Here is a 20331-nt window from a genome sequence, read left to right on the forward strand (position 1 = left end):
TTTGTTGGGTAACACATTGCCCCAACCCAACCTATAAATATTCTTAACCGAGCAGTATTGGAAGTTATCTAAGTTGTTTGTCATGGGTTCACACAAGTTATTCAACCATAGGATAGAGTTAGTGCTGGCATTTGTTCCCATAGACTAGAGAGGTTGTTCTGAAATAATTTCGTCTTTCCCCTCAATGTTAATGTTATCCTGTGAGCTTTCTACCTTGCGTGTTCTAGTAGTTGATGACCACGAACTGACTCGTTTAACCTTACAATTAGTTTTTTCTTGCCAGGAAAATATTCAAGTAGTAGGTTTAGCCAGTAATGGTGAAGAAGCTATAGAAATGGTTAAAAGTTGCCATCCTGACGTAATTGTTCTAGATTTACAAATGCCAGTCATGGATGGTTGGAGTGCGTCTAGTCACATTAAAGCTATATCTCCGAACACCCAGATTCTTGCTTACTCCTCAGTGGAAGACGTAAATTTTCAGGGGACAAAGGCAATGTCTAGCTTTGATGACGTTTGCAAGAAAGATGTACCTACAAAGGAACTTATTGCCTTAGTTAGGCAGTTAGGTCAGCGTGCAGGAGATGGTTCAGTTTCAGGATAAATGATACAGCTATGTTGCTTCGCCAACTCACAGTTAGTTCAATTCTGGGGATTTAAGGACATGATACTACTGAGGAGCGTCGGTATAACCTGAAGTTGAGGGTTAAACCGACGCAATTTTTGATAATTTCTACTCTACCGGAATGGTACGTCTAAATTCATCAATTAATTCATCCAGTTCTTCCAACGCCTGGTTTACATCAACTCTCAAAGTTCCCAAATTTGGTTGCTCTAGTAGCCCTAATAGGTACTCACGTTTGCTTTGAACTGCGACAATTCGTTCTTTTATAGTCTGTATATCCATTATTTTTTTCCTATAACTACCTTTAAATTTAAAGTTAACTCAAAATCCAACATTCTGGGGCACTATATGTCCTTACAAATATTAGAACAGAAAGCTCACCAGCAAGAGTATGAAAACTTTTTAGTTTTCATACTCTTGTGTGCTTTAGGGGCGGGGACGCCAGAAAAGAGGGACGGTAAACCCGACTACAGCGCACTCTTCGTGTCCCGGTGTCTAGGGAAATTTTTGTATAGCGGTTCTCGTTTACATAAGGTACACCCATAGGGGCACGGCAGTGCCCATTGCTGTCAACTTAAGTCAGAGAGCTTCATTCCATAGTCATTTTACCCCACTCCTTAATCCCCTCCCCGTGAACGGGGAGGGGAGATTTTGTCGCTAGACAAAAGCGGGGTGGGGTTGCGAGGGCATAATTAGTAATTGAGTGGACTTGGTATAACGCAATACGCTTGGGTTTCACGTTAAGTTGACACCAATGGGCACTGCCGTGCCCCTACACCTCGTGATGTAATGTTGTATCGCATGTGAATGGGAACCGCTATATAAGGAAGGCAGAACCTCTTGACTTCTTAGGGTGTCAGTCTTAACCTAGCAATTTTGAGTTGGTTGAATATTACTATCTAGGAACGATGTTCTTCCCTAATTAGTTATTCATAGCCGATGATAATAAAACTGAGGTATTCATACTTTATACTAATTTAAGCTCATGCTACGCCAAATTTCTTTGGGAACACTCGGTTTAACTATCGGCGGCATATTAACCATCATGGGTTTCGTCGCCTATGGTGCTGATAATGCCACATTAAATCTTGTCGGATTTTTTTACGGGATTCCTCTATTGTTGGGAGGGTTGGCGCTGAAAGCTAATGAACTCAAGCCAGTACCCTTTACCCAAACTACGTCACCGTCAGCATTGATATTGCGGGAACAGCAAGCAACTGATACTCAAAATAAAATTCGCAAAGACATCACCCGATATTGTTACGGTCAAGATGCTCATCTAGATACAACACTTTCTTTTCTGGGTTTGAGTCCCTCAGACCAGGAACGACCAACAGTAACAGGCTTGCGAGAAACAGAAGTTAATGGCAGCTATGCCCTAATTTTAGAATTTGATTCACCGCTAATACCAATTGATGTCTGGCAAACAAAGCAGGAAAAAATGACCAACTATTTTGGTCCTGGATTGAAGGTTGAAATAACGCAGCCATCTGAAAATACAATTGAGCTAGCACTGATCAATACTCAAAAAGAGTCACTAGTCACTAGTCAATAGTCAAGAACAAAAATTATCGTTACCCAAACTCGATTCTTTTATGTAGCAATTCTGAATCAAACGAGCATATCCCTTACTTATCAAAGAAGTTGGGGTCTGCCAATACGGTTCAGATAAGCAGGGGGAGCAAGGGAGGCAGGGGAAGAAAGAGGGTATTGTTGAGTAACTCTTCTCTCACCCTGCTTCCAATACTGCGTAGGTTAAGCCTAAAATATAACTCCAATGTATGTTGGGTTGAGGAACAAGACCCAACATTTTCAGGGCTTTGTTGGGTAACACTTAAGTTCAACCCAACCTACAAATCTGCTGTCTGTTATGCTACTTCTTAATTGACTTTTTTCTTCTTTACCGCTAACCAAAAAGTTACTTTTCTAAACGAACTGCATACCACTGCAAATATTGCCCAGGAGCAATATCTAATTCGCAGGTGGTGTCAAGTAAATATTGTGCTTGAGCTTCCGTAGTATCAAACTTTTGCAAATCAGGCGGCAAATCTTGAATTATGAGTTGTTGGAGAGTTTTTTTGAGCTTTTCTAATAACTCTGATTGTGTCAGAAATTGTTCTGGTTGATTTGTTTCTAGAACAACAAAGTGATCTTGCTGATACATTAATGAGTCTGGCATTTGAAAGATTTAGTGAATGTAAATAGAATTTGATTTTTGGATGAAATAAAGATGGCAGTTTTATATGTTAATTCTGAAGTAACTGTCAAATTTAGTTTTTCAATAAGTCTTAATTTAGCATATCTAACTTTATAGAATATTAGCTAGTAAATCGCTATCTTTATATAAGAAATAACTATAATTTTTAATTTAGCTAAAATATATCGGAATTAAATAATAATTTTTAATTATTTTATTAACGCAGAGTGAGTCGACAATAAAGCTTTCTACCAAGGTACATTTATATTCTATGTAATTATACTAGACCTGCGTAATCCTTGCCGAATAGAATAAATTTGATTCAAGTAATATTAATATTTAGTTTTAACTATCTTCTGAGCGCACTTGTGATTTTTGCTTTGCCCTGTATCGTTAGGTTTCTAAGCTAACTACACAACTAAATAAGTAAGGTCTGCATTTGCAATTTTTAAAAAAATCGCAATTTTACTTTAACAATGGGGAAATATAAAAGTAACATTTCCTCGCCTAACCATAGGCGAACAAAAAGGTAAAAATTGCCTTCGTGTTCCAATTATAGATTGTCTATGCAACTTAGTTATCTACCGCTTGCTTGGCTCAGTAACACAAGAGCCTCTATTGTCAAAAAACAGTTGATTGTGAAGCCAGACACACCTTTGCCGCAAATCCTGGCATTGATGAAAAGAGCGATCGCCCCCATGCGATTGAGTTGTATAGCCTTTTTCAGGATAGTTCTGCAAGTGGAAGGCAACTCATGTCAGGCATAACTCCATTTTCTGTTTCTAAGCAACCACCACTGATTCTAGTAGCTGATGATGACAAGACCATCCGAGTATTGTTACGTAAAGCTATGGAACAAGAAGGTTATCGAGTGGTTGACGTTAATGATGGTAAGCAATGTTTAGATGCTTACGAGACTATCAAACCGGATATAGTTTTGCTAGATGCTGTAATGCCTGTAATGGATGGTTTTACCTGCTGTAAGCACTTGCTCCAGATTGCCAGGAATAATTTAATCTCAGCCCTTGCAACCTTTGATACTGACTCCGGCCTTAATAATACGATGATCTCCAAGATATGGGAGCGCACTCCCATATTGATGATTACATGCTTGGATGATGAAGAATCCGTAGACCGTGCTTTTGAAGCAGGGGCGACTGATTATGTCACTAAGCCAATTCACTGGCCTGTATTGCGCCAGCGATTGCGTCACCTGCTACAGCAAGCGCAAGTATACAAACAGTTAGAGGCAGCAAACCAAGCTTTGCACCACCTCGCCAATGTAGATGGCTTAACTGAGTTGGCAAATCGTCGCCGTTTTGACGATTATCTCAATACTCAGTGGATTAATCTGGCACAAGAGGAATCTCCCCTGTCAATGATTTTGTGTGATATTGACTATTTTAAATTTTATAACGATAAATATGGTCATCCTGCTGGGGATGTCTGTTTACAAAAGGTGGGTGCTGTATTAAGCCTCAAGGCGCAAAAACATCAGGATTTAGTAGCGCGTTATGGTGGAGAAGAATTTGCTGTGATTATGCCATACACTCCTGCATCTGGCGCAGTTCACGTTGCCGCAGCGATACAAGAGGGAATCAAAGATTTGCAAATTGTTCACGATGGCTCTGCGGTGAGTCAGCATGTCACGCTAAGTATGGGCGTAGCTACTGTTGTCCCCACTTGGGAATCCTCACCTTCAGATTTGATTGTGCGGGCAGATAAAGCACTCTACCAAGCAAAGGCCGGGGGACGCGATCGCTTTATCTCAAGTTGTTAGTTGTTAGTTGTCATTAGTCATTAGTCATTAGTCATTAGTCATTAGTGAATGACCAGAAATAAAAAGGTACAGAGCAAGTAAATTTATTTATGGAAAATAAAAAAATGTATTTCGAGACACGTAGTGCAAGAAATACTACGTCAGTTGACTCAGGCAAATAAATTTATTTATGGTTACTGAGCGTAGCCGAAGTATGGGCTTGGTAAATTTTTGACTTTTGACTTTTGATTTTTGACTTCCCCAAAGGGGCTGACCAATCTCTAAGAAGGATAAACTGGTAGTGTGAAGTGGAACGATGCTCCGTTATTGGGAGCAGAGTCTACCCAAATTTGACCATAATGTGCCAGGATGATGCGTTGACATAAACAAAGACCAATCCCATAACCTTCTGTACCTTCATCCCGTTGCAGGCGGAAGTGATTTTCAAAGATGCGATCGCGATTTTCTACAGGAATCCCAGGCCCAGTATCGCCGATACTAAACTGAACTTTTTGGGTAGTGCGATGCAATCCGGCAACGCTAATCTTGCCACCTTCTGGGGTATATTTGATAGCATTATCCAACAGATTCACCAGCACTTGGCGGATGCGTTCTGGGTCTGCATATACATAAGGCAGGTCATTAGGAATATCTGTTTCTACCTCTTGGGATTTGGCGGTGTAGCGATCGCACAATTCTTCTAGTACATCTAAGCAGAGTTTACCTAGCTGTACCTTTTGTGGTAGAATAGGTAACTCTGTATCTTTGCCACGACCTACCTGTAAAAGGTCAGCAATCATCCGGTCAATGACCTTAGTTTGATTGCGGGCTTGTTTTAATAAATGCGCCGTCATGGATGGCTTGAGGCGCTGAAATTGCCCCGTCTCTAAATTGTAATTAGATTGGAGAGTTTCGATGGCGATCGCGGCAGCAGTTAGCGGATTGCGAAGATCGTGCGCCAGCATAGCAATCACCCGATCTTTAAACTGTAGCTGCTCTTGGAGATTATCTTTTTCCTGTTTCAAGCGAAAAATTTCGTCTGAGAGTCGAATTAGTTCCGCAGAAACAGCAACTGAACGAATAGTGGATTTGGGTGATGTCGCCCTACCATTGTCGTCTATACGTTCTTGTAAGTCTTCCTGTACTTTTAAGAAGGTGTCTACAGCAGCTTGCCAGCGAGGCCACCAGTTTTTCAATTGCGCTATGATATTACTCCCAGCCAAAACCTGTCGTGGTTCCGGATGGATTTTGATTAAAGCTGGCGTTGCTATCAATTTAAAGTGTTCTGCTAAGTAAGGTTGTTGTCCAACATCGATAGTTTCAAGTTCAAAACTATACTCAGCCTGCAATTCTTTTAAGTAAGCACGGATTCGCTGCACTTGTTGTCGGGACTTGGGTCGTCCATCGATAAACAGTAGCAGCTGGAGTGGAGCCTCAGAATAAATAGGCTGATCCTGGGAAACTTGCATGTAATCGTGTTTCAGCACTGGTAACAACCCGGCGACGCTTTACAGAAAGTAAAATAGACTGACGGTTGTCGATGGTCGTTGTTTTTTCTTCAATTTAATATCTATCTATTTTAGATTCTTAATACTCTTATCAGTTCTGCGTTTTTGACATCAGACATATCTTTTTCAGCCTTTTGCCCTGTTTTGGTTAACTTTATCTCCAAGAAACACCCTTATCCTTGAATATAAGTCTTAATTTGCCTTGAAGCAAAAATTTTCGCCAGAGCTAGCAGGTGAAAGGTTTAACACTATGTCAATTCGAGTACTTGCTTTGAACAAGTGATCACCGAAGCAAACGCAGATGCTAATTGTATCTAATCTATCAGGAAGTTGTTAACTGTTCAGACCAAGTTTGTAGAGGGCTTTCTCAACCGCCAGTGCATCCGATGAAGTGTCTTTTTTGCCTCTACCCAATCCTAGTAATGATTGGGAAAACAGTCACAGCTAACTATGTACTGTCTCTATAACTTGCGAAGCGCACCCTCTGCCCAGCCTTCCTAAAATAACCCCTACCCTATACCAGAAGAACAGGGGATGGATTGCCAAAGAGAAAACTTTGGATAACATAGAGGCGATGCCTACGGCGGTAAACTACGCCCTTTTAGAGAAAGCACTCACTGCTTTCGAGGCTGCCAAGAAACTCTTGACTATAGCACAAGTAACACTTACCCCAGAAAATCAATTTAGAGATACTAGGGAAACTGCTGCGACACTTGACTGCTTTGCCTATCACCCCGCCCCCAAGAACCACAACTTACGCTAAGTTCCTGGAATTGCTTAATAGTGGCATTTCCACCTATTGCCTTATTCAGCTTACCATCGTCAGATGAATAATTTCCAGAATCGATTGTAAGCAAGCGTTAGCGTTCTTTATCTATTCCCCTCCTTGGATGAGGCTAAAGGGGGCTTTAGTCCTAGTCTATCACTTCAGTTGCTTGGCGTAGGTTTTGCCCGCACTTCGGCTGCGCTCAGTGACCGCCGTAGGCATCGCATTACAACTAGTGCATCTTGAAGAAGATTAAAGCTTTTGCTAGCTACACTCTTCTTTGGTGAGTTAACAATCAGTTATCGGTGCCGATTGAATATTTCCAGAACTATCTAAAAATTTGATTCTCAATCTAGTAGTCTGCCACATTAATTTTGATCAGTTAGTAGTGGGTGGCTCTAGCTCTCATCTAAGCACAGTCCCTTAACCTGTCATAATACCTGTGAGCTTAGAGCATCCAAATCACAAAACTCTTATCTAGCAAGTATTTCAGGTTTATTTCTGTTTTTTTCCCAAAAATGTTAGTTTGCCAGAATTTTAGGGAACTCTATAAATAAGCATGGGAATTATCAAAACCTAATGGCTGTAAAACAAAGACAATACGGTAGCTTTTTGCTACCGTTTACTCATTTTTAGAGATATCATCTTCACCAACAGAGACATTTACGAAGAAGACGCCGTGAGTCTGTAGTGTCTTTTGGTGATATTAAGAGTTAGAAAAGCAGAGGGAGCTGGCGTTGCAGGGGAAGCAGAGGGAGAATGCCCAATACTCCGGCAACCCTCAGTACAAGTACCCAATGCCCCATGACCCATTCCCCATTCCCCATTCCCATTTAATGAACAGTCTGCGCTAGGGTAGGAATTGAAACTCAATTTGTGATTTCCTGTGCTTCCCTGTAAACGTCCAGCTGTATTTCTAATTTGGGCTGTTCTACTGACTTCGTTAACAGCCTGTGCTAACAGTCCAGTCGCCAAAAACCTTGAGGAATCTTTGGCGGCAGATCCGAAGCTGCAAAGCAATCCAGTTGTCTTTGGAGAATCTCAGAGTAACCAACCGCAAGCACAGCAAAACGAATCAACAGTTCAGTTACCACCTGATTTCCCTAAAGATATCCCCCTATATTCCAATGCCAAACTACAGGAAGTTACACCTGCTAGCGGCTCAGAAAACAGAGTCTCAACTCGTTGGTTGAGTTCTGACCCCAGCAACTTTATTGCTAGCTTTTATAGTAGCCAGTTTCAAACAAATAACTGGCAGATTTTGCAACAGCCAACAGATGATGCAGGAGGTGCTTTTGAGGCACGTCGTAACGATTTGCTGTTGAAGGTTTCCATTCAGCCTAAATCAGTTACTAACGCCACACCTAATCAACCCCAAACAGCCACTGAATTACTGATTGAGTACGTACCAAATAGTACTGCAACGGCACAACCTACCCCGACTACAAGTCCTAACGAAACTACTAACGCCGTTCCTCAACCAGGAGATTCCCAGTTTATTGGCCCGGTATCACCCGCAAACTTGGCAGCACAGCCACCAAGCACAGCTAATAACCAAACAACTCCTACAGCCACAGCCGAATCTCAGGAATTCAACGATCTGAATAAGGCACCGCAAGAATGGCGGCAACACATCCAAGATTTGGCTGCATTAGGTGTTTTGTCTATAGAACCAGAAGCAACCAAGAGTAACTCTACTACCACAACTAACCAGTTTGAACCCGGTAAAATCGTTACACATCGGGAATATGCTCGTTGGCTAATTGCTGCTAACAATGCTATGTATGCCAGCAATCCAGCTAAACAAATTCGCTTGGCATCAGAAACTACTCAACCAGTTTTTAGTGATGTGTCCGCAAAAGATCCTGATTTTCCAGCAATTCAAGGATTAGCCGAAGCTGGGTTAATTCCCAGTCCTTTGTCTGGAGATTCTACAGTAGTTTTGTTTCGTCCTGATGCACCCCTAACGCGGGAACAGTTGCTGCTATGGAAATTACCTCTAGATACTCGCCAAGCTTTACCCTCTGCTAACTTAGATGCGATCAAACAAACCTGGGGTTTCCAAGACGCGGCGCGAATTGACCCAAAGGCTTTAAGAGCAGTGTTGGCTGATTACCAAAATGGCGAACAATCGAATATTCGGCGGGTGTTTGGTTATACGACTCTGTTTCAACCCAAAAAACCAGTAACTCGTGCTGAGGCTGCTACAGCTTTGTGGTATTTCGGCAGTCAGGGTGAGGGTGTGTCGGCTACTGAGGCTTTGAAATTAAAGCGAAGTTAAAGCGATGCCTACGATGAGCTAGACCATTATGTTGCGGTTAGTCCGTCGCTAACGCATAAAAGTGGGCAATTTCCAGGCTTTAGCATGTAAATTTTGCCATTTATTTGTAATATAGCTATTTTTTATCAAGAAAATGTAAATCTAACTATTTTCAGCGTTTTTACCTGTGTTTAATAAATTTTTGAGGAATAGTTAAGTAAAACAATGTAAATTAACTCAATAGGCGTACTTAGTTTTGAAGTAAGTCAAAAAACAAGTTGTCAGACTATCACCCTTTCATTACTATTAAACAAATTAAAAATACCACAGGTAAAACGAAGATGAAAAAACAAGCTGTAGCAGTAGGATTTGTTCTCCTATCTTTCATGTTGCCGCTCAAAGCGAGTGCTGCGAGTTTTACCAAATTTTATGTATTTGGCGACAGTCTTTCTGATACTGGAAATGTTTTCACTGCTACTAATGGTTTAGTCGCTCCGACAACAGCCATTCCTCAAGATCCACCCTACTTTCAAGGGCGTTTTTCTAATGATCAGGTGTGGGTAGACTACCTGGGAGATCAACTAGGATTAAAACCCTCTCCATACATTACTTTAAATACTACTATTCCCAATCAAGGTATTAATTTTGCTGTGGGCGGTGCTAGTTCTGGTCAGGGTAATGCTGTTGTTCCTAGTGCGCCTTTACCGGGAGTACTAGAGCAAGTCGGCTTGTTGACGCAACCGATTATACAAGACAATCAGAAGCTTGATCCGAATGCTCTTTATGCTGTATGGGGAGGTGCAAATGATTATGTGTTTGGTCAAGCTACCAATGCAGCTCAAACAGTCCAGAATTTATCAGATGCAGTACGGTTACTTGCCTCATCTGGCGCAAAAAATATTTTAGTCTTTAACTTACCTGATTTGGGCAAGATTCCATTTGCATTCGCTACAGGTCTATCTAGCAACTTGACTGGTTTGACAAATGATCATAACAAGAGATTAGCAGAGGAATTAGGCAAATTTAGCAATAACTCGGACTTGAATCTGATTTCTGTGGATGTGTTTTCCCTATTTAATCAAATACAAGCAAATTCAGGGAAATTTGGGTTTCAAGATGTGGCTAACCCTTGCGTAGTAGGGAATTCCCAGACAATCATCAGTGTATGCCCTCAACCAAACGATTATTTGTTCTTTGACTCTGTGCATCCAACAACAGGCGTTCATAAGTTAGTAGCAGATACTGCACTGGCAGCGATTGAGGCTAAGTCTGTCCCGGAACCTGCGATAAACTTGGGAATTTTAGCCCTTGGTGCTTTTGGTGCGGTAGGAGTGCTGAAGCGTCAACAAAAAAGGTCAGCACTTGTATCAGCAGGTCGGGTTATTGATGCACAATTGTCTCATACAACAGTTGAAAACTAAACTAACTGTATTGATGTGGGATTACGATCGCTTATTTCAAATTATTGAAGAATTAATCATGCACCATTCTCCTAGTGGTGCAGAAGCTGAGATTAACCAGTTGTTGATGCAACGATTTGCGGCGCTGGGTGTGGAAGTCTGGTGCGATCGCGCCGATAATATTATTGCCAAGATTCCAGGGAAAAGTCCAGACCGAGCGATTGCCATCACCGCACACAAAGACGAAATTGGCGCGATTGTCAAGAGTCTCGCTGATGAAGGTCGTGTGGAAGTCCGCAAACTCGGCGGTTCTTTTCCCTGGGTTTACGGCGAAGGCGTTGTCGATTTACTCGGAGATAACGAAACCATTAGCGGTATTCTCAGCTTTGGTTCCCGCCATGTTTCTCACGAATCGCCCCAGAAAGTGCAGCAGGAAGATACTACTGTTAAGTGGGAAAATGCCTGGATTGAAACGAAGCTCACTACGGCTGAATTAGAAGCAGCTGGCATTCGACCTGGAACTAGAATGGTAATTGGCAAGCATCGCAAGCATCCAATTCGGTTAAAGGATCATATTGCTGGTTACACTTTGGATAACAAAGCCTCTGTTGCGATTCTGCTAGCTTTGGCTGAAAACCTGAAACAGCCAGTTGTTGATGTTTATCTGGTGGCGTCAGCAAAAGAAGAAGTGGGAGCAATTGGGGCGCTATTTTTCACCCAAAATCAGCCTTTGGATGCTTTAATTGCTTTAGAAATTTGTCCATTATCTGAGGAATATCCTGTTAAAGATGGGGAAAGCCCTGTAATTTTATCTCAAGATGCTTATGGAATATATGATGAGGGGCTAAATCGACAACTGCGCCACAGTGCCAAGCAACTCGATATGCCAGTGCAGTTAACAACTCTGAGTGGGTTTGGTAGTGATGCTTCAATTGCCATGAAATTTGGCCATGTTGGGCGTGCTGCTTGTTTGGCATTTCCCACACAAAATACACATGGGTATGAAATTGCTCATTTAGGAGCGATCGCTAATTGTATCGATTTGTTAAAAGCTTTCTGCGAAACTGAGTTTGAGTGATAATTCTAGGCTTTCACCTGAGTGAAATGATGTTGATTACTTACTTTGGGTAGTGAATCAACTTTTTGTGGCAAAATAAAAGCGTTATGCTGCAAACACAACGCTTTTGAAAACGTAAAGAAAGGTTGTTCTTAGCTTTGACTTTGCCGCCTTAGTAACTCACTAATCAAAACTTGGCAGCGCTTACTAGACTCGTAAGCTTGTCGCATCAAGGTTCTGTTTTACTCTTCAATCAGGGATTGCATTCGTCTATGTGCAATCCTTAATGCTGTAAGCGTGGTTGGATTCATATTTATCTTAAATTAAAGGGTTTAAGACCCCTCTGTTTTACAAGCATTTTGCTAAATGCTTGATTTATGTCAAACTTGACTATTGAGTAATACTTTCACCAAAGCCGATGATGGGATTTGAACCCACGGCCTGCTGATTACGAATCAGCTGCTCTACCACTGAGCCACATCGGCGTACACAATCTAAGAGTATAACATGATTTAATCATGGGAGATCAAAATCGCAAAAATCGCCTTAACCCTGAACAATACGCCAGCCTCAAAGCAGAAATAGCCGCTCCTTATCGCGGCTTACGACAATTTTTCTACATCGCTTTCGGTGCTTCTGGCTCACTCGGTGCATTCGTCTTTTTCTTCCAAGTGCTTGCCGGACGCAATGTTGAGAGTGCAATGCCAAGTTTAGCTCTCCAAGTAGGAATTGTTGCCCTAATGGTCTTCCTCTGGCGCTGGGAGCAGCGTCGGCAACGACGCCCCCAATCGGGTAAAAATCCTAATCCCTGAAGGGAGAAATTTTAGTTGTTAATTTTTTATTGCTTTCCTTTTATATATCTTTATATTCTTCAAATTTATTAATGCTTTGATGAAGATAAAAATATCAAAAGAGAAAAAATAAAAAAATTATTAGGAAATCTCAAAAAGCAAAAATTTCTGAGAAACTAGAAATCGTTGAAACGGGGTCAGCCAATATAAAGACCCTGACCATAAAACCAATCACATTCCAATGGGGTCAGCTATATTTAAAGACCCCAAATTTTATGTTTAAAAACCCCTAAAATTAATAAAACTCACGATATTGGAAGCGCCAGACTAACAAATTATCAGTCTGGTGCTTCAATTTGCTAACTAGTACAGCACGGCGGAAATAAACCACTCCTTTCAAATATCTAGAATCCTTGCGAATTACGAATTACGAATTACGAATTACGAATTACGCACAGAGGTACTAGGCATTTACTGAACTGTTACCAAATAGGATGAAGGAATTGGTTGGGCACGTCCAGCATTGACAAGTGCTTGGTAAACAAAGGCAGCAACTTCGGCTCTAGTCGCTTCACGATTAGGATTGAGTTGCTTCGCGGTGGGATAGTTGATCACTAGTTGCCGTGCAGTTGCCGCAGCAACAGGAGCGATCGCATAATTAGGAATCTGGGCAGCATCGGTGTAAAAGGAAAGGACACTCTGATCATTCGCAGTTAACCCCAAACCATTAGCTAAAGCGACTAACGCCTGCACTCTGGGAATTTGCTGCTGTGGCTTAAAAGTTCCATCGGGATAACCAGAAACAAATTCACTTTGGTAAGCAGATTGAATTGCAGCGTAAGCCCAGAAATTGCTTGCTACATCCTTAAATTTAATTGCAGTGCGTTTGGTTGCTGGTGTTAGGGCTTTAGTGACAATAGTGGCGAATTGAGCGCGGGTTACAGGATCATTGGGTTTAAAGCTGCCATCAGGAAAGCCAGCAATAATATTTTGGGAGGCTAAAGCTTCGATGTAGGTTTTTGCCCAGTAATTTGCTGGCACATCTTTAAAGGCGACAGGCCCTCCAGGCGGTACGTCAACAGTTGCAGCAACGAAATTTACTGAGCCGAAAATCTTTTTCTGATCGATATCGTTGCCAACAGCGACAATTTGACTGGTTTTTGTGGCGTTGTTCACATCATAACGAGTGTTATTGCGAATAAGGTTGCCACCAGGATTTTCGTTGGTACCAAGGTCGGGTAGAGCATTGACGGTTGCTACTACACCATCCCGCTTATTGTTCTGAATGACATTCTTACGCAATACGGGCTTTGCTGATTCGGAGATATAAAGACCGTCTTGGTTTTGGATAATTTGATTTTCCACAATTTGGGGTGTGGAAGTGCCACCGATCGCTAGACCAAAACCAGTATCCTGAAATAAGTTATTCCGAATTTCTCCTTGAGCAGCTCTAACAACTGAAATCCCATTCCCTTTGTTTTGCACAAAGAGGTTACTTTCAATAGTGGGATTGCCTGTACCCGTAACAAAAACACCCTCTCTGACACTGTTAGTAAAAGTACTGTTTTTGATAATGGGATTAGTTGACTCCACCCACACAGCCGTACCCCGGCTATTTGGGTTGGTGACGGTGACACCAGCGATCGTGGTATCTCGTTCGGCAAGGATGGTAATGTCCTGTCTGGCAAAGGTGCGACTAGTGTAGAAACCTCCACCTGTAATCAATATCCCTTGACCTTTAGTAGCTTCATCACCCCGCAGTGTCACCCCTGGTTTCAGCAAGAGCGGGAAGGTTTCGCCACTTTCCTGGTTATAGTTCCCAGGTGCTAATTGAATAACTGCACCTGCTTGGGCTTGACTTAGAGCAAAACTTATGCTTTTGTAAGGTGCAGCTGAGGTTGCACCAGCACCAGCACTATCTGCACCAGTTGCTGGGTTAACGTAAATCACTGCGGCAGTTGCAGGAGCTTGCGCTGTGAGAGTTGGGGCGATACCTTCAGGATGAGTAGCACCAGCATTAACCTCGTCAGGTAGTAGTATTGACCCACTAGAGACAACAAGCATTGCCGTTAGTCCGGCTCCCACGCGTAAAGTATATCTGAGATGACTGCTAGAAAGAAGGCGAAAAATCTCCGCTAGAGAAATGTGAAAACCCCGGTATTTCATTTTTTCCGTCTGTGATGTGCTGAATTACGGTGTGTCGAACAAGGTTAAAGGTAGGAAGCAGCCTTGTAGCTGCTGTAAAACCCATGCAAAACTATACTGGATGATTAGCACTGATTCAGCTAAATTCCTTAGATAGATCACAGAACTTATACATTAGTTATATTATTTTATTCATAAAATTCTACTAGTACTCTGTCAAGAAAACTTTGAAAGGTAAAAGAACGAACCACAGAGGCACAGAGAACACAGAGTCAGAGAAAAAAAGATGTTTGTTTAAGAGGTTGTTTGAAAAGTTTTTAGCTGTAACTTTAGGCACTTTTAAATCCCCCCTAACCCCCCTTAAAAAGGCTACGGTGTACACACAAGTCTTGTCGCAGTCATATCTTTATTAAAAAATCTCGCACTGCGTTTCTATCCCGCCTCGGAATTCATTCCGAGTCTCATAGTTAAAGTCCACGCTTTGTGGACTAAATTGATTGTTCAGTCCACAAAGCGTGGACTTCAGCTATGAGCCGCTGAACTTTAGTTCTGGGCGGGATGTCGGTGAGTGTGACAGTTTAACTCTGACAAAATGTGCTAAAAGAGTTGAAACCTGTGTGGACAGCACTTGTGTGTACACCCTAGCCTTAAAAAGGGGTGAACCGGAATCAAAGTCCCCCAAATTAGAGGGATCTAGAACTTTTGATACCGACAAGAGGACTTTTTAAACATCCTCTAAGTGCTCATCCTGCCTACTGAAATTATTTATTTTTTAGTATTCCCTAAAGCCAGATGCCGCAACTCATTGTGCTGGAATATCATTACAGCAAAAGCAAACCTATTGGGAATCGGGAGAAATGCGTTTTAAATTTTTGGGGCTGCGTCGCGCTTTAGTTTTAGTAGGTAGTACCTGCCTTTTACTTTTGTCCCCGCCTGTCTTTGCTGCGGAACGAGTGGTGCTAAACTATGGTATCTTCCGTGAATCACTTTCAGTGGAGGAGCTATCTACCTTTGCCCAAACAGGTGAACTTTCACGTTCACTACGAGTTAATTTTGCTTTGGCGCGACAAGATCCCAAAGCCATCCGTCAGTATTTGACAGAGCCGGTGAAGGTAAACCTTGTATTTTTAGATAGAGTGCTGAATAGCCGGATTGGTAATATTATTTTGGATCAAATTAGTCAAGTTATTTATACACCGTCTCGCAGAGCAGATCGGCAGGCTTTGCGAGCTGCTTTGGTACTTTCTGCGAGTCAAGACGGGCAGGTGTCGCTAATCGAAATTATTAAGAATTATCCCACAAATGAAGTGGAAGTTGATGGAAAACGCTTGGAGGGTGCATACCGTCAACTCCGCCGCTTGCAAACAAGCCTACAAGATTTATTTGGTGTTTAGTAAGCTAAAGTTTCTAAAGTTTCCCTTAAATACCGTTGTACCTGCTGTTCCAAGCGAATCCCGTGTAATTGAGCATCGCGTTCTAGTTGCCAACGTTGAAAACCGGAACTAGTGGAGATCGCACATTTGAGGCTATACCAAATTTCAGTATCAGCAGAAAATTGGCGATCGCTAGAAGCTGGAATTTGAGCCATAGTTTCTCATTCCTTTATTTTAACTTCAACGGTAATTGGGCATGGGGCATTGGGCATGGGGAATGGGGCATGGGGCATTGGGCATTGGGCATTGGTTATTCTCGTCTGCTCCCCCTGCTCCCCCTGCTCCCCCTGCTCCTCTGCTACTTATTTATAGCCCTTTAAAGTGAAATAATATACTTTACGGGCTGCTACGAATCTGTATTAATCCTAAACAAAGATTCCAACAACCGGGGCACGATTTGATTAACCCGTACTCCTAAAATTGTAAAATCCTGCTTAATCTTTTCTAAAGATAATGGCTCTATGCCAGCGAATTCTGTGTCATTAGTCACTAAAACTCGCATTACACTCACAGGTATTTGTAAAAATAGATTGCTGCCCAAAAATGCTAAACCCGCAAACAATAGTGCAACGCTACGCCATTGTGGGAGAAATTTAGCTGAATTTGCTACTAATGGGGCAATTTGGTAAAGCTGCCACAGCACCCAAACCGACAATACTGCTGCTACTAATGCCAGGATACGATTTAACTTTGTATTAATTAAACAGAGGATTTTTCGCTGCCGCTCGGTCAGATTTTCTGGCTTTAGGGCTATTCCTAAAAGAGCAAATATATAAAAAGGGCGACGCAATTGCATCCATAGCAAAGGGAGAATACCAATGGCAGCAACTAAAAATAGCTCCATCCACACTGGTAAAAACGGCTCGCCTACAGACAGGAAAAATAAGCAGAGGACTAAAAAAACAGGCAACGTCGCTAATCCAGCGACGTGAATCCACAAAATAGGTTCAGAGCGAAATGAATGCATATATAAAAAGTTATGAGTTAAGAGTTAGGAGTTAGGAATTAGCAGTCTTTAACTCCTAAGTCCTAATTTATCACTCCTAACTTCTAACCATTTTACCCTCAACACTACCTTGTTAAGGTGAGAGTGCGGCGCTTCGTAACCATCTGATAGGCTTCGATGATGTCACCTTCAACCCAATCATTGAATTTATCCATGCCGACACCGCATTCATAACCGGCGTTGACCTCACGGGTATCTTCTTTCATCCGTTTTAGGGAGTCAAGGACGCCTTCAAAGATCACCTTACCGCCGCGTCGCACCCTGACTTTACAGTTGCGAACTAGCTTGCCAGATTGAACGTAGCAACCGGCAACAGCACCGCGACCGACTGGGAAGACGGCACGGACTTCGGTTTGACCCAAGGGTTCTTCCACCAACTCTGGTTCCAAAAGACCTTCCAAGGCATCTTGGATATCTTCTAGGAGTTTGTAGATTACGTTGTATTCACGAACATCTACACCCGCTTCATCGGCGGCTTGTCTAGCGCCACTAGCGAAGGTGGTGTTGAAGCCAATAATTACAGCGTTACTGGCAGCTGCTAAGTCGATATCTGTCTCGGTGATTTCCCCAGCAGTAGCCAACAGCATCCGAATTTGGACTTCGTTTTGCGGGATTTGCTTGAGCGCTCCCACAATCGCTTCTACGGAACCTTGTACGTCTCCCTTCAAGATCAAGTTGAGTTCTTTCAACTCGCCTTCTTGTGCTTGAGCCGATAAGGTTGTAAGGGTAACACGACCCTGTAACAAACGGGATAGGCGTTGTCTGTCTGCGCGATCGCTAGCAAGTGTTCTGGCTTCTTTCTCGTTCTCGAAGACCTCGAACTCGTCACCTGCTGCTGGCACATCACTTAAACCTAGTACCTCGACAGCAAAGGAAGGAGAAGCAATATCTACTCTCTTGCCTCTGTCATCCACCATCGCCCGGACTTTACCGAAAGCCGAACCAGCTACCAAGATATCTCCCACATGCAGGGTGCCATTCTGAATTAGCAGGGTAGCAACTGCTCCCTTGGCTTTATCCAGATGTGCTTCAATTACAGTTCCTTTGGCGGTACGATCTGGGTTGGCAGATAGTTCTCCAACCTCTGCTACCAGCAGAATCATCTCTAAGAGCGTATCCAGGTTTTCACCTCTGATGGCGCTCACGGGAACCATGATTGTCTCACCACCCCAGTCTTCTGAGGTCAAACCATACTGGGTGAGTTCTTGTTTCACCCGCTCTGGCTGTGCCCCTTCTTTGTCAATTTTGTTGATTGCAACAACAATTGGCACTCCCGCAGCTTGGGCGTGGCTAATGGCTTCAATGGTTTGAGGACGGACACCATCATCAGCAGCCACTACCAACACGGCAATGTCTGTTACTCGCGCTCCTCTGGCCCGCATAGCTGTAAAGGCTTCGTGACCAGGGGTATCCAGGAAGACTATCTGCTGTGGTTTGCCCTCATGTTCCACATCCACATGGTATGCGCCAATGTGTTGAGTGATACCACCAGCTTCGCCAGCAGCCACTTTTGTTTTGCGGATTGAGTCGAGCAGGGTTGTTTTACCGTGGTCTACGTGACCCATAATTGTCACGACAGGCGGACGGCGGTGGAGATATTCTAGGTCTTCTGCGCCGACCATTTCCGTAATTTTCCGAGCTTCTGCTTCTCGCTCGGCGGTTTCGACTTCTATTTCTAGTTCTTTTCCTACTAGGGTAATTGTGGGAATATCCAGATTTTGGGTGATACTCACCGCCATGCCTTTGAGGAACAGGATTTTCACAATCTCTGTATCGGGAACGGCTAAAACGTCAGACAGTTCTTGGACAGTCAACGGGCCTGTGATCACGACCTTTTCGGGACGATCGCGCTTTGTATCGGCTTCTTGTTGGCGACGGTTATTCTGATGGTCACGCCCAGAACCAGATTTAGAACCAGGCTTTCTACTTCCTCTAGCAGTTGGGGCGCTAGCAAGGCTTGCACCTGGCATCTGCACAGGTCGAGTCGCTTTGGGTTTGGGAGGACGGGCAATGGAAAGGCTGACTTGGACGGTGGCTGGTGAGTCTAGATCGTCATCATCTAGCAAATCTTCTTCAAACTCATCATCCAATATCGGCTTGATCCGCTTGCCTTTAACGCCAGCTTTAGCCTTCTCTTTAACTTCGTCAATTATTTCCTCTTCTACCCACTTTTTGCCGCCTTTGGTGGGGCGAGGTGGACTTGGGCGTTTCAAATCGAGGAGATCGGGTGCTACGACTGGCTCATCACCCAATCCTTGAGATTTGCCCGTCATTCCTGACATCTGCCTGGGTGGAGTAGCGATCGGCATTGCGGCTGCTACGGCTTCACCAGGGCGGGCTGGTCTGGGTCGTTGCCCCTCTCCTAGTTGTGATGGTGCAGATGGTCTATTGACCCTCTGCTCTGGTCTGGTGGGTGGAGGGGTAGGACGACTTGTTCTTTGTGGTGCAGGTTGCACAGACTGGTCAGTTGGCAGTTTAGCAACTCTTGGCTTAATTTGTTCGCGATCGCCTTCGACGGGCCGTTGCCGTTGGTCGCGTTTGAGGATCGGTTTGTCTGCCTGAGATACTGGCTCATCTGCCACCTGGGCTTCTTCTGCCGCAGGTCTTGCCGGAGGGGCAACTAGTTGCGGTTTGATCGGTTTTTCCGCTTTCGGTCTGGGTGGAACTATTTTTTCTGGTTTTTGGGATGCTATTTTTTCCGACGCCTGATTTGGATTTGGCGTTTGTTCCAAGTCCGTAACAGGAGGTTGCTCTTGAGTCTCAGATTGAGTCCGGGGCACAGGTCGAGTTGGTGCTGCCGGCTTCATGGGTGAGACTGGTGTAGCGAAAGGCCGTGGTGGAGAGGGAGGATTAGCTTCAGACAAGGCAGCTTGGGTATTGGTAGCAACTGACGCCTCTGGGGCGTTGGGGGTAGTATTTCTCAATATTTTGGGTTTGCGTATTTCCAAAATTTGCTGTTTGTGGGGTGCAGCAGGTCGGGCAGATCCGCCGTTTGGTGGTGAGTTTGGTTTATGGGTGGTTGTACGTAGTTCCTTTTTGGCGGAGACATTCGTCGCTGCGAGTTTTTCCGCAGCCGTGCGGATGCTTTCTGCCTCGGATTCTGAAATCGTGCTGCTATGACTTTTGACCGCAATATCGAGCTGGTCGCAAATTGCTAGTAGCTCTTTGTTATCCAAATTCAATTCCTTTGATAATTCATAGATTCTAACTTTGCCGTTGTTCATCCACTCTTCCCCTTTAATTTACAGTTTTAGCGGATGGTTGCCTGGTTTGCGACATCTCCATCCTTGGATTACTGTTTTTAGACTGCCGTTCAGTTTTTGCCGGTGCCTCCAATCAGGAAAGAGAGATGTTTCGGTTTAATAATGGCATCCCCACCAGGAATGA

17 protein-coding genes and 1 tRNA gene are annotated in these 20331 nt (G+C 43.4%); 10 read left to right on the forward strand and 8 right to left on the reverse strand.

Going from position 1 to position 20331, the window contains the following annotated elements; translation table 11 throughout:
• Positions 1 to 184: 184 nt before the first annotated feature.
• Positions 185 to 601, forward strand: a complete 417-nt coding sequence (locus LC586_RS02180; protein WP_229482742.1) for a response regulator — start codon at positions 185 to 187, stop codon at positions 599 to 601.
• Positions 602 to 730: 129 nt separating this feature from the next.
• On the opposite strand, the gene LC586_RS02185 is transcribed toward LC586_RS02180, so the two are convergent.
• Positions 731 to 904: a hypothetical protein gene (locus tag LC586_RS02185; protein ID WP_167407612.1), complete on the reverse strand. Its 174-nt coding sequence runs from the start codon at positions 902 to 904 to the stop codon at positions 731 to 733.
• Between the two features lie 703 nt (positions 905 to 1607).
• Between LC586_RS02185 and LC586_RS02190 the strand changes: the two genes are divergently transcribed.
• On the forward strand, positions 1608 to 2177 hold the full coding sequence (locus tag LC586_RS02190; protein ID WP_229482743.1) for a DUF2854 domain-containing protein: 570 nt from the start codon (positions 1608 to 1610) through the stop codon (positions 2175 to 2177).
• 363 nt (positions 2178 to 2540) lie between these two features.
• On the opposite strand, the gene LC586_RS02195 is transcribed toward LC586_RS02190, so the two are convergent.
• Positions 2541 to 2801 carry a CRR7 family NDH-1 assembly protein gene (locus LC586_RS02195; protein WP_229482744.1) on the reverse strand — a complete coding sequence of 87 codons (261 nt, stop codon included), beginning with the start codon at positions 2799 to 2801 and terminating at the stop codon, positions 2541 to 2543.
• Between the two features lie 584 nt (positions 2802 to 3385).
• Between LC586_RS02195 and LC586_RS02200 the strand changes: the two genes are divergently transcribed.
• Together LC586_RS02200 and LC586_RS02205 are read left to right on the forward strand one after the other, a co-directional pair.
• On the forward strand, positions 3386 to 3586 hold the full coding sequence (locus LC586_RS02200; protein WP_229482745.1) for a hypothetical protein: 201 nt from the start codon (positions 3386 to 3388) through the stop codon (positions 3584 to 3586).
• Positions 3574 to 4599 (forward strand): GGDEF domain-containing response regulator, encoded by a 1026-nt coding sequence (locus LC586_RS02205; RefSeq protein ID WP_229482746.1) that lies wholly within the window; start codon positions 3574 to 3576, stop codon positions 4597 to 4599. Before LC586_RS02200 ends, LC586_RS02205 begins: the two co-directional genes overlap by 13 nt.
• Positions 4600 to 4859: 260 nt before the next feature.
• On the opposite strand, the gene LC586_RS02210 is transcribed toward LC586_RS02205, so the two are convergent.
• Positions 4860 to 6065 (reverse strand): histidine kinase, encoded by a 1206-nt coding sequence (locus LC586_RS02210; RefSeq protein ID WP_229482747.1) that lies wholly within the window; start codon positions 6063 to 6065, stop codon positions 4860 to 4862.
• 577 nt (positions 6066 to 6642) lie between these two features.
• Between LC586_RS02210 and LC586_RS02215 the strand changes: the two genes are divergently transcribed.
• From LC586_RS02215 to LC586_RS02230, 4 genes are all read left to right on the forward strand, one after another.
• Complete coding sequence (locus LC586_RS02215) at positions 6643 to 6849, forward strand: hypothetical protein (protein WP_229482748.1); 207 nt, start codon at positions 6643 to 6645, stop codon at positions 6847 to 6849.
• An 889-nt stretch (positions 6850 to 7738) separates the two neighbouring features.
• The gene (locus LC586_RS02220; protein ID WP_229482749.1) at positions 7739 to 9133 is read left to right on the forward strand and encodes an S-layer homology domain-containing protein; all 1395 of its coding nucleotides are present in this window, start codon (positions 7739 to 7741) and stop codon (positions 9131 to 9133) included.
• Positions 9134 to 9453: 320 nt separating this feature from the next.
• Complete coding sequence (locus LC586_RS02225) at positions 9454 to 10533, forward strand: SGNH/GDSL hydrolase family protein (RefSeq protein WP_229482750.1); 1080 nt, start codon at positions 9454 to 9456, stop codon at positions 10531 to 10533.
• A gap of 13 nt (positions 10534 to 10546) precedes the next feature.
• Complete coding sequence (locus tag LC586_RS02230) at positions 10547 to 11590, forward strand: M42 family metallopeptidase (protein WP_229482890.1); 1044 nt, start codon at positions 10547 to 10549, stop codon at positions 11588 to 11590.
• A gap of 392 nt (positions 11591 to 11982) precedes the next feature.
• Here LC586_RS02230 and LC586_RS02235 read toward each other — a convergent pair.
• A tRNA-Thr gene (locus LC586_RS02235) sits at positions 11983 to 12054 on the reverse strand.
• Positions 12055 to 12087: 33 nt separating this feature from the next.
• On the opposite strand from LC586_RS02235, the gene LC586_RS02240 reads away from it, so the two are divergent.
• Positions 12088 to 12381 (forward strand): DUF3493 domain-containing protein, encoded by a 294-nt coding sequence (locus tag LC586_RS02240; protein WP_229482751.1) that lies wholly within the window; start codon positions 12088 to 12090, stop codon positions 12379 to 12381.
• 450 nt (positions 12382 to 12831) lie between these two features.
• Here the strand turns inward: LC586_RS02240 and LC586_RS02245 are convergent, their stop codons facing one another.
• Positions 12832 to 14526: a DUF1565 domain-containing protein gene (locus LC586_RS02245; protein WP_229482752.1), complete on the reverse strand. Its 1695-nt coding sequence runs from the start codon at positions 14524 to 14526 to the stop codon at positions 12832 to 12834.
• An 836-nt stretch (positions 14527 to 15362) separates the two neighbouring features.
• Between LC586_RS02245 and LC586_RS02250 the strand changes: the two genes are divergently transcribed.
• Entirely contained in the window at positions 15363 to 15899 is a 537-nt protein-coding gene (locus tag LC586_RS02250) for an alpha/beta hydrolase (RefSeq protein ID WP_229482753.1), read from the forward strand.
• Here the strand turns inward: LC586_RS02250 and LC586_RS02255 are convergent.
• The 3 genes from LC586_RS02255 to infB form a co-directional block, all read right to left on the reverse strand.
• Positions 15896 to 16093, reverse strand: a complete 198-nt coding sequence (locus LC586_RS02255) for a hypothetical protein (protein WP_012412012.1) — start codon at positions 16091 to 16093, stop codon at positions 15896 to 15898. The genes LC586_RS02250 and LC586_RS02255 overlap by 4 nt on opposite strands.
• A 191-nt stretch (positions 16094 to 16284) precedes the next feature.
• Entirely contained in the window at positions 16285 to 16905 is a 621-nt protein-coding gene (locus LC586_RS02260) for a low-complexity tail membrane protein (RefSeq protein ID WP_229482754.1), read from the reverse strand.
• A 104-nt stretch (positions 16906 to 17009) separates the two neighbouring features.
• The gene (gene infB / locus LC586_RS02265; RefSeq protein WP_229482755.1) at positions 17010 to 20168 is read right to left on the reverse strand and encodes a translation initiation factor IF-2; all 3159 of its coding nucleotides are present in this window, start codon (positions 20166 to 20168) and stop codon (positions 17010 to 17012) included.
• Positions 20169 to 20331: the final 163 nt, after the last annotated feature.

Origin of the sequence: Nostoc favosum CHAB5714 (genome assembly GCF_020829495.1) — a bacterium.
In the GTDB taxonomy this organism is placed as follows: Bacteria; Cyanobacteriota; Cyanobacteriia; order Cyanobacteriales; family Nostocaceae; genus Nostoc; species Nostoc favosum.